11 protein-coding genes and 2 pseudogenes are annotated in these 16,389 nt (G+C 39.8%); 6 read left to right on the top strand and 7 right to left on the bottom strand.

Annotation, left to right across the window (positions count from 1 at the left end; translation table 11 throughout):
- Positions 1 to 188 precede the first annotated feature (188 nt).
- Positions 189 to 1,367 (top strand): IS4 family transposase, encoded by a 1,179-nt coding sequence (locus J5A56_RS11040; RefSeq protein WP_021673085.1) that lies wholly within the window; start codon positions 189 to 191, stop codon positions 1,365 to 1,367.
- 28 nt (positions 1,368 to 1,395) lie between these two features.
- On the opposite strand, the gene J5A56_RS11035 is transcribed toward J5A56_RS11040, so the two are convergent.
- The 6 genes and pseudogenes from J5A56_RS11035 to J5A56_RS11020 all read right to left on the bottom strand — a co-directional run bounded on the left by J5A56_RS11035 (position 1,396) and on the right by J5A56_RS11020 (position 7,029).
- Complete coding sequence (locus tag J5A56_RS11035) at positions 1,396 to 2,301, bottom strand: patatin-like phospholipase family protein (protein WP_021673084.1); 906 nt, start codon at positions 2,299 to 2,301, stop codon at positions 1,396 to 1,398.
- A 63-nt stretch (positions 2,302 to 2,364) separates the two neighbouring features.
- Positions 2,365 to 2,871: pseudogene (locus J5A56_RS13775) on the bottom strand (DUF5687 family protein); the annotation flags it as partial.
- A gap of 10 nt (positions 2,872 to 2,881) precedes the next feature.
- The gene (locus tag J5A56_RS13770) at positions 2,882 to 3,592 is read right to left on the bottom strand and encodes a DUF5687 family protein (RefSeq protein WP_282958290.1); all 711 of its coding nucleotides are present in this window, start codon (positions 3,590 to 3,592) and stop codon (positions 2,882 to 2,884) included.
- Complete coding sequence (locus tag J5A56_RS13580) at positions 3,592 to 3,861, bottom strand: hypothetical protein (RefSeq protein WP_249112095.1); 270 nt, start codon at positions 3,859 to 3,861, stop codon at positions 3,592 to 3,594. The genes J5A56_RS13770 and J5A56_RS13580 overlap by 1 nt, the downstream gene beginning before the upstream one ends.
- Positions 3,862 to 4,476, bottom strand: coding sequence for a LolA-like putative outer membrane lipoprotein chaperone (locus tag J5A56_RS11025; RefSeq protein WP_021673082.1), 615 nt, complete (start codon positions 4,474 to 4,476; stop codon positions 3,862 to 3,864).
- Between the two features lie 45 nt (positions 4,477 to 4,521).
- A complete protein-coding gene (locus J5A56_RS11020; RefSeq protein WP_249112093.1) occupies positions 4,522 to 7,029 on the bottom strand; it encodes an FtsK/SpoIIIE family DNA translocase in 2,508 nt (835 codons plus the stop codon).
- Between the two features lie 57 nt (positions 7,030 to 7,086).
- Here J5A56_RS11020 and J5A56_RS11015 point away from each other — a divergent pair.
- From J5A56_RS11015 to tilS, 3 genes and pseudogenes are all read left to right on the top strand, one after another.
- Positions 7,087 to 7,760 (top strand): annotated as a pseudogene (locus J5A56_RS11015) (3'-5' exonuclease).
- Positions 7,761 to 7,908: 148 nt separating this feature from the next.
- Positions 7,909 to 9,111, top strand: a complete 1,203-nt coding sequence (locus tag J5A56_RS11010; protein ID WP_021673079.1) for a class I SAM-dependent rRNA methyltransferase — start codon at positions 7,909 to 7,911, stop codon at positions 9,109 to 9,111.
- Positions 9,101 to 10,471: a tRNA lysidine(34) synthetase TilS gene (gene tilS, locus J5A56_RS11005; RefSeq protein ID WP_021673078.1), complete on the top strand. Its 1,371-nt coding sequence runs from the start codon at positions 9,101 to 9,103 to the stop codon at positions 10,469 to 10,471. The genes J5A56_RS11010 and tilS overlap by 11 nt, the downstream gene beginning before the upstream one ends.
- 320 nt (positions 10,472 to 10,791) lie before the next feature.
- Here tilS and J5A56_RS11000 read toward each other — a convergent pair whose 3' ends face one another.
- The gene (locus J5A56_RS11000) at positions 10,792 to 13,119 is read right to left on the bottom strand and encodes an outer membrane beta-barrel family protein (protein WP_021673077.1); all 2,328 of its coding nucleotides are present in this window, start codon (positions 13,117 to 13,119) and stop codon (positions 10,792 to 10,794) included.
- Positions 13,120 to 13,816: 697 nt separating this feature from the next.
- On the opposite strand from J5A56_RS11000, the gene J5A56_RS10995 reads away from it, so the two are divergent.
- Positions 13,817 to 15,373: a sensor histidine kinase gene (locus J5A56_RS10995; RefSeq protein ID WP_021673075.1), complete on the top strand. Its 1,557-nt coding sequence runs from the start codon at positions 13,817 to 13,819 to the stop codon at positions 15,371 to 15,373.
- Positions 15,374 to 15,413: 40 nt separating this feature from the next.
- Positions 15,414 to 16,121 (top strand): response regulator transcription factor, encoded by a 708-nt coding sequence (locus J5A56_RS10990; protein WP_004359596.1) that lies wholly within the window; start codon positions 15,414 to 15,416, stop codon positions 16,119 to 16,121.
- The last annotated feature ends 268 nt before the right edge of the window (positions 16,122 to 16,389 follow it).

Raw genomic sequence — 16,389 nt, 5'->3', positions numbered from 1 at the left:
GGCAAAAAGGCTCGAAAAGACATTCTTTATTAGAATTTGTCTGTATCTATTTATGTAACTTACTGATAATCAATAATAGTTTATACACCTTATCGCTGAATAGTTACTATTAATAAGGGTTTCAGAGCGTTCTTTGATTTTTTGATTTGAAAATGACAGCGTAACTTTGCAACCAAAATTGCATTGTTATGAACGTCGGTCGATATGTGTTTTCACAAGTTGTGAAGTACATACCTCGTTATCAGTTCGACAAGTGCGTGAAGAAGTACCGTGGCGACTGGCATGTCAAGGATTTGACTTGTTACAACCTGCTTCTGCACCTTTTGTTTGGACAGCTGACGAGTTGTGATTCTCTACGGTACATCTGTCTGTGTCTAGGTGCCCACAAGGACATCCTCTACCATCTTGGATTTGGCAACACGGTCAACCTGTCATCACTTTCCCGAGCTAACGACAATCGGGATTACAACATCTATGAGGAGTTTGGCATCTATATGATAAATCTGGTAAGGCCTTTATACACAAGGACCTCGATACCAGATGTCACCATAGACAACGTACTTTACTCCCTCAATTCCACGACCATCTCCACAAGTGTCAAACTTGCGACATGGGCTTTAGAAAAATACAACAAAGGAGCGGTGAAGATGCACACTCTACTTGACTTGCGCGGGAGCATTCCAGCAAACATCCACATCACGGATGGCAGATGGCATGACAGCAACGAACTTGAACTGACTGCGCCGGAGCCTCTTGCCTTCTATATGATGGACAAGACCTATGTTGACTTCGATGAGTTCTTTCGCTTCCATTTGGCTGGAGCCTATTGGGTTACCAGACCGAAGGACAACATGAAATACGAGATTATTGGCCATAGAAAAGATTTCTCCCGAGAGGATGGTATTCGAGGCGACTTAACCATTCGCTTGACTCAGCCAAAGACTCATGCACTTTACCCTGAGCCTTTCAGGGCAGTCTGCCACTATGATGAGGAGACGTGTGAAGAAATAGTGTTCATCACTAACAACTTCGAGATTAGCGCAGTGGAAGTGTCCGTCCTGTATAGGCACAGATGGGACATAGAGGTGTTCTTCAAGTGGATAAAGCAGAACATTGTCGTGAAGACCTTGTGGGGGTATTCCGAGAATGCAGTCCGAATCCATCTCTGGGTTGCAGTCATCGCCTATCTGCTTGTTGCAAGAATAAAGGCTGACAACAAAAGTCCATACACCATTACGGAAGTGGCAGCGCTGATAAGAGTTTCTGCTTTGGAGAAAACTCACCTCAGAGATTTAATCACTAAGCCGAGAACCTCTGTCATTTACAATCAATATGTCAAAGAACTTCCTCTATTTGATAATATGTAAAACTTAACGCGATTTTATCGCATCAGTACTAATATTTTATTGAGAATTTATGTTTATCCCAAAAGGAAGAGTGGTTCTGCTCATACTCTATTAAGGCCTCACGCATTTTGTTCATTCCAATCAATGATATTTGGGCAGTTTTGTCAAAATCGAAGATGCCGTATCGACACATTGGCACTTGAACAATGATGTCGGGCTTTGAGATGAGGATTTGTTGTCGTGTATTCTGTTCAAGCATAATGGAGATGGTGCGAGAAAGTAAGGTTAGATAGTTTAGTGCCAATCCTTCTTGAAAAGTTATAAGTCGTTCGGAGATAAAGGGTGGTAATGACTTCTTTATTTTTTTTCTTTCTATCATCTCAAAGAAAGACAGCTCCTCTTTATAATTGTGTGTACTTACATTGACACCTACGAGAATATCTCCTTTCTTTCTTGCAATGCGATTTAGGGGTAAGGCATTAACCAATCCTCCATCTACCAGTAGCATTTCTCCTTTGCGTACAGGGTCGAGAAACAATGGAATGGAAATGCTGGCACGTATTGCCTCGTATAAACTACCAGAACGGAAGATGATTTCTTGTCCGCTATTCCAATCTGTAGCAACGGCAGTATAGGGGATGGGTAAGTCTTCTATATTTACATCAGGGACAATTTCTTTTAAGGCATCCATAACCTTAGTTCCCTTCACTACGTGATTCAAGCTAAAAGAAAAATCGGTTAGTGAAAACATTTTCTTCTTGTCCAATTTCAGCATCCAGTCTTTCACTTCCTTTAGCTTGCCAGCAGCATACATTCCACCTATTAAGGCTCCCATAGAACAGCCAGATATGGATGTTATGCAAAAGCCCCTCTGTTCCAATTCTTCAATGGCTCCGATATGAGCTAATCCACGAGCACCACCACTTGATAGTACTAAAGCTACGTTCTTTTTCATTTTATGTGCTATTTAGTAATCCTTGATGTTTTCTTTGGGTAAGTATATGCTGTTCCGATTTTATTATCTACTCTTCTGAAAGCCCTCTAATTGTTCGTATTGATTGGCTTTCATCTTTTGACTGATGCCTTTAATCCAATGGCGGTGCGTGACGATAAAGCTGATGCCGAAGAGGGAAAGGAGACTATTGGTGAGGGTAGGTTGGTTTAGCCACCATGTTCCTAACGATACGATAGGGAAGGGACTGAGTATAGCTATGACAGTAACGACGAGCTGTACGTAGTTGGTATTTGCATTCTTACCCGTGTGGGTTGCTTGCATAGAAAATGTCACCTTATTATATATTGCCATTTGAAAGAGAATACGATAGGCAACACCAGCTGTAAAGAGAGCGTAGGCAAGTATCGTCCAAAAGCTTATTTTGCCAATAAGAACTATGGGAAGGAAGGTAAGCAATGGAACTAACTGCAGGGCAGTATAGAAGTAGTACTTTGCTAACAAAAGAGTTTGGACACTATTACGCTGCATCAGTAGGCACTCGTAGTAATTGCCTTCATAACACATGATTTTGTAAGTGAACTTAACCCGTAGATGATAAAGCTGTAGTAAATGAAGCCATTGATTTTACGATGTCACTTTCTGGGTCAATAGCAATAATTAGGCTAAACAGAAAGATACCAATTGTGTTGAAAATGAATATAAGGCGTAGGCTCTTATTTCGGAGGATTGTCCATAACTCAATTTTAAGGTACTCTCCGATTAAGTTGAAACGATCGAAGAAAGTGAGTTTGATATTACTTTTGGTACTTTTAGATCTTGTTGCTGGGTATTGTTCTTGGCGGATACGCTGTTCAAGGACATTGCGATTTAGCAATATCATTCCTATTAGCAACAATACCATAACAGCATATATCCATAGCTCTCCTCTTATCATTGCATTGCCCACCTCTGCACAGTGATGGAGGTAACTTTGTGGAGAAGGGAAGAATATTGTTATTACTGCGATGGAGAAATAAGTAAAAATCGGTATGAGCCAATACAAAAGTCCACGTGCCGTCAGCACTTGTGTAAACTGGAAAAACTGTCCGTTGATAAGCAGAAGGAGGTAAAGTCCTGCTGTATAACCAATCATAGCTGTTGCACCCAACTCTGGAATGACTGTTTTAATACCAAAAGGAATGCAGATAAAGAGGAGGTTTACGTTCTTAAAAACTATCAACTGACGCAAAATCAGATAGTCTGTATAGCTGTGTTTGGGAAGCGGTAGGAGAAGATAAGGACGGATATGCATCAGCAACCGATGGTCTGTTGTATATCTGAAAGATAATCAATGAACAGAAATATGGGTAGCAGGGCATAGATAAAGCGATAACCTCCAAGATTATCGTGGATAGTGAGGCCGGCTAATGTATATCCTATCCACGCAAAATAAGCATAAAGAAAAACAGCCAACACGTAGTAAAAAAGCTTTGCTACGTTGTTGGCTTGCCATATTTTATGCCTTCTACCAGATAGGTAGAAGTGCTTATGTAGTGTTTGTATAGCCTCCCAGTAAGTCATTTATCTCAAGTCTATAATCTCAGCAGATGGATGACTTTTCTTATTAAAAGTAAAAATAGCATCAGAAAAATTCTTACGCTGGATGTCAGAGACTGTTATAGTAGTCCACTTGTTAGCCTGTTTGATCTTTATTTTCTGCAACTGATAAGCTTTATTGACTGTTACATATGCCTCTGGGATATTGCGTTTAGGATTGGTAGCCTTCATGTGTACTACGTAAGCACCACCCTCTGTTGTCATAGAGAGCTTGTAGCCCTGACGATACAGTGTCATCAATGCGTAAGGATTCATTGAAAGGCGTTGCGCCTCTGTAGGTGTAGAAACGTTCACCTCGTCAGTTGACTTCATATATGACCATTGTGTCGTACCATTAAACCATACGGTTGTCTGTGGAGTAGTAGCAACAAATTTAGTTCCTTTCACAGAAATAGTGCCCGATGTCCTGCCAACAGAACCTGGTCTGGAGAGGGCAAAGTGGGCAGTAAAACCGCCTAAATTAGACACTTTAGCAGTAGCTTTATCCAGGCATGCCTTTGCTTGATTAGCATTTTGTGCTACTATACTATTTGCCATAAAGATGGCAACGAACAATAATAAATATTTAATCTGCTTCATAGTTTTATCGTTTTAATGATTTTATCCGTATATGTAAAAACTTTATTAGCCACGCAGGATTGTAAGAAGGTTGTCAAGACTTACCTCATCACTTATTAATACTTCACGTGGTTTTGAACCTTTTGCCGCACCCACGATACCAGCTTTTTCCATTTGATCCATTAGGCGACCAGCCCGGTTGTAACCAATAGACAGTCGACGCTGTATCATACTTGTTGAACCCTGCTGGGATACAACGATAGCTCGTGCTGCCTCCTCAAACAATGGGTCAAGAGTTTGTGCGTCCAGTGAGCCACCACCAGCAGCTTCATCCTCAGACAAAGGCTCTGGGATTTCCATTGGACGGACAGGTCCTAACTGGTTAGCAATGAACTTTGTGATGTTCTCTACTTCTGGTGTATCCACGAAAGCACATTGTACGCGGACAGGGTCAGCACCATTGAGATAAAGCATATCACCTCGTCCAACGAGCTGTTGTGCGCCTGGTCGATCAAGAATGATACGTGAATCCATCATCGCTCCAACACGGAAAGCAATACGTCCTGGGAAGTTTGCTTTGATATTACCTGTGATAATAGATGTTGTTGGTCGCTGGGTTGCAATAATCATGTGAATACCGATGGCACGTGCCAACTGTGCGATACGTGTGATAGGCATTTCTACTTCCTTACCAGCAGTAAGAATCAAGTCACCAAACTCGTCAATGATGACAACGATATATGGCATAAACTCATGTCCTTCCTCTGGATTCAGTTCATGTCTAAGGAATTTCTGGTTGTATTCCTTTATGTTTCTAACACGAGCTGCTTTCAGTAGGTCATAACGCTCGTCCATAAGTACACATAGACCTTTTAGCGTCTTTACAACTTTCTGAACATCTGTGATGATTGGCTCTTCCTCATTCTCCTCAACAGCAGCCATAAATGGTTTTGCAATTGGAGAATAGACGCTGAACTCCACTTTCTTAGGGTCAACGAGTACAATCTTCAGTTCGTTTGGGTGCTTCTTATAGAGTAGGGAGGTGATGATAGCATTCAGACCAACTGACTTACCCTGTCCAGTAGCACCTGCAACAAGTAAGTGAGGAATCTTAGCAAGGTCTACCATGTACACCTCATTGGTAATAGTCTTACCTAATGCAATCGGCAACTCCATTGTTGACTCCTGGAACTTACGTGAGTTTAGGATAGAGAACATTGATACGATGTTGGGTTTAGCATTTGGAACCTCAATACCAATTGTACCCTTACCCGGCATAGGAGCTATGATACGAATACCGATAGCAGCCAAACTCAGTGCAATATCGTCTTCAAGGTTTTTAATCTTAGAGATTCTAATACCCTGTGCAGGGGTAATTTCATAAAGAGTAATTGTCGGACCGACAGTTGCACGAATACTACGAATCTGTACGCCAAAGTCATTTAGAACTTTGATAATACGATCTTTGTTAGCTTCTAACTCTTCTTGGCTTACATAGTTAGTCTTAGAATCAGAAGCATATTCTCTCAACAAATCAAGTGAAGGGAACTTCCACTTTGTGAAAGGTTCACGAGGATTGATTGGTGTCAGTGGAAGGTTGTTACTTGCGAGTGTCTTGCTATTTGCTTTCTCTTCAACTTTCTTCTCCTCAATCTCAAAGCCTGGGGTAATATTGTTTGGTGTCTTTGTTCCCTTTTCATTGCCATAGGACGAGTTGAGTGTGTCTGGCTCTTGTGGAGTGGTTGTTGGTTCTGTTGGTAAGTCAATAGGTTCAGCGAGAGTAGGATCAACGTGTTCTATTGCCTCTACTGGTTCATCTTCTATTACAACCTCATCGTTATAGAGATCTTCTGTGCTATCGCTTTTGCTGCCATGTACCACTGTAAACTTCACCTTGTCACGGATGTAACCAAAAGGATTTATCATCTTGCGTACGACGGTAATTGTTTCAGAGGTGATATAGGTAAGATAAGCTAACATGACAATTACCAAGATAGCTATCAATCCCGGTGAACCAACAAGATTCTCCATATATTGTACACAGAAAGCTCCATGGTCTCCGCCAGGATTATATATTTGATCTCCCAGTAATGGCGTGAGGGCTTTTGCAAAAGTAACAGATGACCAAATCATTACCAAAGCCATTCCCATGAACCATTTCGTTAAGTTCAGTTTCTTGTAAGCTCCCATCATGCGAAGTCCACAAAGGGCAATGAAGGCAGGAATGATAAAGGCTGGAATACCAAAACAGCGTGAGATAAGTCCGTAGGAAATGATTGCACCGAGTGAACCGCAGACGTTTTGGAAAACTCTATTCGCATTCTCCACCTCTCCAGGGCGGAGATCAGTAACTAAACTTTGGTCTGCTGCACCAGTACTGAAATAGCTGAAAAAAGCGACACAGATGTAGATAGCAACGCATAAAAGGATAAGTCCAGCAACAAATCCTGTTTTGTCGTTAATAATGTTATTTAGTCCGATCGCCTCGGTGAAAGTCTTGCTTTTCTGTGTTGTTTTCTTTTTGCCATTTATCGTTGTTCTTTTATCCTTGCAAAAGTAATAAATAAGTGCCACATAAGTGCCGTTTTTCAAACTTTTTTTTTAATTTTGCAAGTTAGTATGCAATCTAAAATGAGTACAGTATTATACAATAGATTTGATAAGAGTAAAATATCACAGTTGCCAAGGGTTACCTTCCCAGGGAAGATAGTCGTTGTCTTAAATGAAGTTGAAGCTGAGAAAGCGGTTAATTATCTGCTTTCTAAGGATATCATCGGCATCGACACGGAGACGCGTCCTGTCTTCAAAAAGGGCAACGTCGCAAAGTAGCACTCTTGCAGGCTTGCGATCGTGATGTCTGTTTTCTCTTTCGATTGAATATCATAGGTGTACCAGATTGTATTAAACGTTTTCTTGAAGATACAACAGTGCCAAAGGTGGGACTCTCATTGAGTGATGATATCTTGATGTTACATCAGCGTGTAGACTTTAAACCAGGTTTTTTTATCGACCTTCAAGACTATGTTAAGGCGTTGGGTATTGAAGATATGAGCCTTCAGAAACTTTATGCTAATGTTTTCCATGAGCGTATCACGAAGCGTGAACAGTTATCGAACTGGGAGAATGAGATATTAAGTGATAAGCAGAAAATATATGCTTCTACAGATGCTTGGACATGTATTAAACTCTATGAGCGTCTGCATGAATTGAAACATAGTGGTAATTACGAACTCGTAGTAGTCCCTCCCAAGGTAAAACCTACACCAGAAGAAGCGAGGAATACATCAGAAGTGACATCAAAATAACGTCTCTATGTAAATTATTATCGTAGAGATAAATATTTTTTTTCATGAAGAAAAAGATTTCTTTTCACGTAAATAAATATTTATTTTCATGTAAATAATTCTGGAATCATCAAGTAGAGGAAAACGATAAACGCTAAATAGAAACTTTATGTATAAGCAAGTATATTTGAAAAGGGGCAAAGAAGAAAGTCTTCTTCGTTACCATCCATGGATTTTCTCAGGTGCTATCAACAAGATAGAAGAAGGACTTGAGGAAGGGGATATTGTGCGTGTTATGACGCATGAAAAGAAGTTTATTGCTGTCGGGCACTTCCAAATTGGTTCTATTGCAGTCCGTGTTCTCTCGTTCCACGACGTAAAGATAGATGATAAGTTTTGGGAAAGTCGTTTGAGAGCGGCTTTTCAAGTTCGTCAGGCTATTGGTGTTATTCGGGAAGAATCAACAGGAGTAGGACTGTTCCCAAACACAACTTATCGTCTTGTTCATGGTGAGGGCGACAATCTTCCTGGATTGATTATTGATATATATGGCAAGACTGCTGTTATGCAAGCTCATTCAGTTGGTATGCATGTATGCCGTGAGGAGATAGCGAAAGCCCTTGTTAAGGTGATGGGCGATAAGTTGGATAGTATCTATTATAAGAGTGAAACAACTCTTCCTTTCAAGGCAGACCTCGGTCAGGAGAATGGTTTTATATATGGAGATACAGACAATAATATAGCGATAGAGAACGGCTTAAAGTTTCATATTGACTGGTTGAAGGGTCAGAAAACTGGTTTCTTCATTGATCAGCGTGAGAACCGCTCTCTCTTGGAGTATTATGCGAAGGGAAGAAGTGTACTAAATATGTTCTGTTACACGGGTGGCTTCTCTGTTTATGCTATGCGTGGCGGTGCAGAAGTGGTGCATTCTGTGGATAGTTCGGCTAAGGCTATCGAGTTGACTAATAAGAATGTAGAACTCAACTTCCCTAATGATTCACGCCATGAGGCAATCTGTGAGGATGCTTTCAAATATCTTGATGACAACGATGGTAAGTATGATCTTATCATTCTCGACCCCCCAGCCTTCGCAAAGCATCGTAGTGCTTTGAAGAATGGTTTGCGTGGTTATACACGATTGAACGTCAAAGGATTTGAAAAGATTAAGCCGGGAGGAATCTTGTTTACCTTCAGTTGTTCGCAGGTAGTCACAAAGGATAACTTCCGACAGGCTGTCTTCACTGCTGCCGCACAAGCTGGACGTAAGGTACGCATCCTGCATCAGATTCATCAACCTGCTGACCATCCAATTAATATTTATCATCCAGAAGGTGAATATTTGAAGGGTTTAGTCCTTTATGTTGAATAAAGTAAAACGATTCATAGCCTCTGAGCATCTGCTACGAGTAGATGCTCTTTATTTGGTAGCTCTGTCTGGTGGTGCTGATAGTGTTGCCCTCTTGCTATGTCTCAAGGAGTTGGGCTATCGTGTTGAGGCTGTTCACTGCAATTTCCACCTACGTGGAGAGGAGAGTTTGAGGGATGAACAGTTTTGTGAGGAGTTATGTCAACGTGAGGATATTCCACTTCATAAAGCCCATTTTGATACGCAGGCTTATGCCGACTTGCATAAGGTGAGTATTGAGATGGCAGCGCGTGAACTGCGTTATTGTTATTTCTTTCAGTTGAAAGAGGCGTTGAGTGCTGATGGTGTTTGTGTGGGACATCATAAAGAAGACTCTGTTGAAACGATTCTTATAAACCTTGTTCGTGGAACAGGCCTTAGTGGTTTGATGGGTATTCGTCCTCGCAATAATGATGTTATCCGCCCTTTGCTATGTGTGACACGCCAAGAAATTGAAGATTATCTCCAAAAGTATGCTGTTTCTTTTGTTATTGATAGCACTAATCTTGTAGATGATGTGGTACGGAATAAGATTCGGTTGAATGTTCTTCCACAGTTATCTGAGATTAATCCGTCGGTTACGGATACTATCCTTACTACTGCTAATCATCTCTCTGAGGTAGATGCTATTGTGCAAGAATCGCTTAAATCGGCTTTGGGCAAGGCTATTAGCTTTGTCGGTTCTGCGAGTCAAGTTAGTTTAAGTAACTTGATGAATGAACCTTTCCAGATTGATTTGTCATTTGTTCGAGTATTTCCTTCTCCTTCTTATTTCCTTTTTCATGTGCTTAAACCGCTTGGCTTTTCATCTTCTCAGATAGCCGAGATGGTTTCACATCTTGATGGTCAGATCGGGCAGTTGTGGTATTCGTCAACACATGAACTTACTCATGATCGTGGATTCTTTATGGTTTTGCCTCGCGAGGAAGCTGAACCACGTGAGCTTGTAATCCCTGAAACAGGGCGTTATGTCTATGATGAGCACCTTTCTCTTCGATTGACACAACGAGCATTGACACCATCTTCAAACGTTTCTTATTCAAAGAATCCTATGATTGTTGACCTTAATGCATCCTCTATTCGATTTCCTTTGACCTTAAGACGTGTTGCAGAAGGCGATCGATTTACTCCTCTTGGCATGTGTGGTACTCAACTTGTGAGTGATTTTCTCACCAATCTCAAACGTAACCGCTTTGAAAAACGTAACCAGTTGGTCCTCCTTGATGCTACAGGTACTATCCTTTGGGTCCTCGGTCTTCGTATCAATGATTGTTTTAAGTTGATCCCACAGAGTAGTTCTTGCCTACAGATTGAGATTTTGTAATGTAGAAGAGCTTTCTGTTTATTCTAATCTTTTATCTACTTGTGTAGTGAAGGAATGGTCTTAATAATCATAATCAAAACAGTCGACCATTTCTTTAAAACAGTTGACTATTTTTCAAAAACAGTCGACTGTTTTCGCAGAAAGGGTTGACCTTTTAGCCAAAAAGCTCTTAAGCTTTCATCAAAAAGCTCTTAAGCTTTCATCAAAAAGCTCCTAAGCTTTCATCAAAAAGCTCTTAAGCTTTCACCAAAAAGCTCTTAAGTTTTCACCAAAAAGCTCTTAAGCTTTCAACAAAAAGGTTGATAGTGATTAACAGATAGCTACAGACGTTCTGCCTCTTTTACTTTGTTCTTACCTGTTTCAAACTTACTACTTCCGAAGTTGTAATGTACACGGAAGATAACTTGGCGGCTTTCACTGTGCCCCCAAATGTCTAAATCTAATGCTCCCTTACGTCCATAGCTATCCCAACGCTCAGTGTGGAGTAGGTCGGTAATCATTAAAGATAGAGAGAGTCTGTCTCGGAGTAATCGTTTACTCAATCCAATATCTATACCTCCACTTGGTTTGAGGACCTCATAACTTCTGCCTTGTCGTTTACTTGCGTATCTTGCAGACAGTTCCATACGAACTTTTGCAGGTAGTTGTATGTCGTTTGAAAGTGAAAGGTTACATGAGGGGCGACGGTAGTCTTCTCTATAAGATTCATAATCAAGATGGTTGATAAAGTAGTAAGCACCGATGTTTGCACTGACATCCCACCATGAGGTGAGACGTTTGTTATAGATAAGGTCAAGTGCCAGCTGCTTCTGTTTACCAATATTCTTGGTTGTCATGACTATGCAGTCTTTCTTGTATGTATCGGGAAGCTGTGTAAAATAATTGTTTAGCTGATTATAAGAGAGCGTTACACTAAGATTATTCTTTGTGTAATCTAAAGATATCCTATGATTTATTTGTGGCTGAATAAATGGATTCCCTTTCCAATAGGTTAGTTCATCTAACAGATATTCAATGGGGTTAAGGTCTTCGTATCTTGCTTTGTCTTGCCGTTTACTATAGGCAAGTGTGAGCTTTGCTTTGTTGTTAAGATTATAACTGATAGAAAGATTAGGAAAGAGTCTTGTGTGATTGTTCTTATTCTCCTCCATCAGTTTTCCGTCCAAATAGGATTCTAAAGTCCCGATAGTCTGCATATATTCAATCCGCATACCTGCAGTTGCCTGTACATGTTTCCATTTCTGGGCATATTGTATATAGCCTTCAAGGTTTGACTCTTGGTAGGTAAACCTGTTAGATCTTGTGTTGTCAAGCACACCTTTTGCATAGAAGCCAAAGCGATTTTTGCTTTCTACCTTGGCAGCTTTAATACCTGTTAGGAGTTCTCCGTCATGACTATTCTTTAGATTATAGTCGATAGCAGATGAGATGATGTTTATTTTCTTTTTGGATTTAGCTGGATAGTCGTCTTCCCTTAGTAATGTTCCATTTGGAGAGTAAAACGCATTGGGCTGATTGTTATTACTTACAACATCAACGTGAATCCAATCTGCATTTGCAGTGATGGTCTGTTGTTCTGTAATATTAAACTGATAGCCTATGCCTGTCGTATATTTTGTGTTCTCTTGTTTGGTATAATCATTCCTTGCTTTAAGTATTTCATGAAGCGTGTCTCTACCTTTATATATCCATGTAGTTGTTGCTGTCACTCCGGGACCTGTTAAGGCATCAACTGATGTGTTCAGCATAAGTTTGTGTTTCTTGTTAGGTTGGAATACAAAAGCCAGTCCTCCTGCGTAAGTGTTTCGCTTGTCAGTATCATCGGTCTCTGAAAAGTTTCGGTCTCCTTCTTGCATTCTATCAGTACCATACTCCATGTCATAGTGTCCAATGTTATGACTATAGTTGATGCCCAGCTGCCATGTCTGTTTGTTATAAGTCATACTAAAATCAGAACTTTGGCGTATGTGATTCCAAAAAGATGTACCATGAGAGGTCGAAATGTAAAGCCCTCGTTCGTTGTTGTCTTTTAGTTTTATGTCAATAATACCGCTTGCCCCTTCTGAATCATAACTTGCATCAGGGTTGGTTGAAGTAGTAATGCTTGCAATGTTAGAAGATGGAATAGTACGCAGATAGGCTGTAAGCGTTTCACCTTGAAGTCGTATGCGTTTTCCGTTCACGTAAACGGCGGCATTGCCAAGGGCAGAAAGCGATAGATTTCCTTTATTATCAAGCCTTACACTTGGGGTGTGGCGCAGAACATCTAAAGAGTTGCCAAGGTTGGCAAGATAGGATTCTGCAACAGAAATGCGTATCTTTCCACTTTCCATTTTGATGAGTGAGCGTTGTTTGCGGGCTGTGACAATAACGTCTTTCAGCTCTGTACCGTCAGGATATAAATAGATGTTATAAATGGAATGGTTATTTGGAATGGAGAAAAGAATAGTAGTATCACGGCATCCGATAGCTCCGCAGTATAGTTGATAACTACCATCAATAAGGGTGTAATTAAACTTTCCGTCCGTCTCGGTTAGCCCATTGGCAATTACTTTTCCTGTTTTCTGATCAGAAATGATAATTGTTGCAGCATCAATAGGGTGCTTTGTTTGTTGCTGGATATTAAAGATTATGTTCTGCTGAGCCATAAGACAGGATGAGTTCAGCAGCAATAGAGTTATAACTAAGATGATGTATGATGCGAAAGGTCTTGTTTGTAATCTTTGAATTGTCATGAGGTTTGTTATATTTATATCTATTTTTATAGTATACTAAGCACTCAACACGATTGGTGTTTACCACCATCACCACTTGTGTTGGGCATCAACACATCGGTAAAATATGAGAAGTTTGATTATTATTCTCATTATAATATTGTAATACATGAAAGATTAACTTATGTGAGAGATGTTTACTGGATAGCATATTAATTTATTTTTGTTTGTAGGCAATAGGTTTAATGAGTCTACAAAGATAATAAAATAATATTTTTCTTAGGTGTATTCTTTTGTATAAAAAATAAACGTTTTGTTTTCAGCTAATGCATTTTGTTGATTTATAGAAAGACTTACTTACTTTTGTTTTGTGAATCTAAATAAATGTTTTATTAGCTCTTTTACTTTCTTGCAGATCTTTTGGAGTGGTTAAAGTTACATGTTGAAGACTATACTTGATAATTATTAATCTAAAAAGTAATATTTAGTTAATGAAAAACAATTATATGTTATTTCTTAACTTTTAGATGTTAATTATTTAAGGAAATCCTATCTTTGCAGTCGAAAAATAAATATATGGTGCTGTGAGTGGATTTCTTCTATGAGCAGTATGGATATAAAGTAGAGAGTAATGAAGAAGAAAACAATTTGGACAATAGCCATAATCATGGGACTCTCGTTCCTTGGTTTGCTTCTGCTCCAGCTCAACTACATTGAAGAAATGGCTGAGATGAAGAAGGAACAGTTTGACGAATCCGTCAACCGTGCCCTCTATCAAGCATCTCGCAATATGGAGTTGAATGAGACTCTTCGTTATTTGGAGGATGATATAAATAAGAAAGAACGCTCACAAGGCGAAGAGCAGAATACAGATAAAGATACATCTACTTCCGCTCATCAAGCTCCTGTCACAGACGAACAGGGGGAGCCATATACTTCATTTGAGGCAAAACTGCTTCAAGCAAAGCCATCTTTGACACCAAAAGCTATGATTCTGCGCAATGATAGTAGTACACTGTCTGCTACAAAGCGCAACATGCAGGAGATTGTTCGCAATCGTTACGTCTATCAGAAGGCAATGTTGGAGGAGGTGATATACAATATCCTTTATTCTGCTTCAGATAAGCCGTTGCGAAATAGAATTAACTTTAAGCTGTTGGATCAGGACTTAAAGGCGGAAATGATGAACAATGGAATCAATATTCCTTATCATTTCACGGTGACGACACAAGATGGTAGAGAGGTTTATAAATGTCCTGATTATGTGAGTGATGGTGAGGAGAATACTTATTCTCAGGTGTTGTTCCGCAACGATCCTGTAAATAGAATGGGCGTTGTAAAGGTTCATTTTCCACAGATGAACAACTACATCTTCTCCAGTGTACGGTTTATGATTCCATCCATCATCTTCACTTTCGTGTTGTTGGTTACCTTTATCTTCACGATTGTAACCATCTTCCGACAGAAACGTTACAGTGAGATAAAGAATGACTTTATCAATAACATGACACATGAGCTCAAAACGCCTATCGCAAGTATCTCTCTGGCTGCTCAGATGATGAACGATAAGACGTTGACAAAGAGCCCAAAGATGATAGAACACTTAGGAGGTGTAATTAATGATGAGTCTAAACGTCTGCGTTTCCTTGTTGAGAAGGTACTCCAGATGAGTATGTATGATCGCAAGAAGGCTGTGTTAAAGAAGAAATATACCGACCTTAACGAAATGGTTGAGACGATTGCTCATTCCTTTAGTTTGCGTGTTGAGCATACTGGTGGTAAAGTATATACAGAGATTGAAGCGGTTGACTCGCTCATGTATGTTGATGAAATGCATTTTCAGAATGTTATTTTTAACCTCTTGGATAACGCCGTTAAATATGCAAAACCAGACGAACCATTAGATGTTTATCTGAAGACATGGAACACGAATGAGAATCTCTATCTCTCAGTTCGTGATACTGGTCAAGGAATAAAGAAGGAGAACTTAAAGAAGATCTTTGATAAGTTCTATCGTGTTCACACTGGTAATCTTCACGATGTCAAAGGCTTTGGTTTAGGCTTGGCATATGTAAAGAAGATGGTTGACTTACATGAAGGAGAGATTAAGGTGCTGAGCGAATATGGTAAAGGAACAAAATTCGTCATTAAACTCCCCGTTATTCGCGATGAGGAAGATGAAGAATAAAAGATAATTAAGAGTATAAACAATTTAATACGTATAAGTTATGGATGATAAATTGAAAATTCTGTTGTGTGAAGACGATGAGAATCTCGGAACACTGTTGAGTGAATATCTGCAGGCAAAAGGCTTCCAAGCTGACCTCTGCCCTGATGGTGAGGTTGGTTACAGAGCTTTCTTGAAGAGCAAGTATGATATCTGTGTGCTTGATGTTATGATGCCAAAGAAGGATGGTTTCACCCTTGCACAAGAGATTCGTCAGGCAAATGCAGAAGTTCCTATCATCTTCCTTACTGCAAAGCAGTTGAAAGAGGATATCTTGGAAGGTTTCAAGATTGGTGCTGATGATTATATCACTAAGCCATTCTCTATGGAAGAACTCGTATTCCGTATTGAGGCAATCCTTCGTCGTGTAAGAGGAAAAAAGACCAAGGAGTCAACAATGTACACTATTGGTCGTTTCACCTTTGATACACAGAAGCAGTTGCTTACTTTGGATAACAACCCAGAGAAGGCAACTAAGCTTACAACAAAGGAGAATGAATTGCTTGCTTTGCTTTGCGCACACTCTAATGAGATTCTTCAGCGTGATTATGCTTTGAAGACCATTTGGATTGACGATAACTACTTCAATGCACGTTCAATGGATGTTTATATCACTAAGTTGCGTAAGCATTTGAAGCCAGACCCACAGGTTGAGATTATCAATATTCACGGTAAGGGTTATAAACTCATTGTACCAGACGAGCAGTAAAAACTATAGTCTGTAATGTTTTATTTACAGAACCTCTAAAAAGTAACGCTATTCTTTCCTTTTCAAGAGAGGAAAGAATAGCGTTTCTATTGTTTAATAAGGAAGTTGAGAGATAAGAATCTATCCTAAAATATAGATGAAAACATAGTAGACATATCACAAATTAGAGTTCTTCTTGCTATGTGTTAGTATTTCGCACCATTGGTGTTTACCATCCGCACCATTGGTGTTTACCATCCGCACAATAGTAAGAAATGGAAAGAGAGAG

The sequence above is a fragment of the Prevotella melaninogenica genome (assembly GCF_018128065.1).
Taxonomy (GTDB): domain Bacteria; phylum Bacteroidota; class Bacteroidia; order Bacteroidales; family Bacteroidaceae; genus Prevotella.
Note: the sequence above shows the minus strand (reverse complement) of the source record. Positions and strands in the feature narration are given on the sequence as shown.

Coding starts and splice junctions, on each gene's coding strand:
- J5A56_RS13770 (WP_282958290.1), bottom strand. CDS start 3,592: ATGCATATCCGTCCTTATCTTCTCCTACCGCTTCCCAAACACAGCTAT.
- J5A56_RS11010 (WP_021673079.1), top strand. CDS start 7,909: ATGTATAAGCAAGTATATTTGAAAAGGGGCAAAGAAGAAAGTCTTCTT.
- J5A56_RS10990 (WP_004359596.1), top strand. CDS start 15,414: ATGGATGATAAATTGAAAATTCTGTTGTGTGAAGACGATGAGAATCTC.
- tilS (WP_021673078.1), top strand. CDS start 9,101: ATGTTGAATAAAGTAAAACGATTCATAGCCTCTGAGCATCTGCTACGA.
- J5A56_RS11025 (WP_021673082.1), bottom strand. CDS start 4,476: ATGAAGCAGATTAAATATTTATTATTGTTCGTTGCCATCTTTATGGCA.
- J5A56_RS10995 (WP_021673075.1), top strand. CDS start 13,817: ATGAAGAAGAAAACAATTTGGACAATAGCCATAATCATGGGACTCTCG.
- J5A56_RS11040 (WP_021673085.1), top strand. CDS start 189: ATGAACGTCGGTCGATATGTGTTTTCACAAGTTGTGAAGTACATACCT.
- J5A56_RS11000 (WP_021673077.1), bottom strand. CDS start 13,119: ATGGCTCAGCAGAACATAATCTTTAATATCCAGCAACAAACAAAGCAC.
- J5A56_RS11035 (WP_021673084.1), bottom strand. CDS start 2,301: ATGAAAAAGAACGTAGCTTTAGTACTATCAAGTGGTGGTGCTCGTGGA.
- J5A56_RS13580 (WP_249112095.1), bottom strand. CDS start 3,861: ATGACTTACTGGGAGGCTATACAAACACTACATAAGCACTTCTACCTA.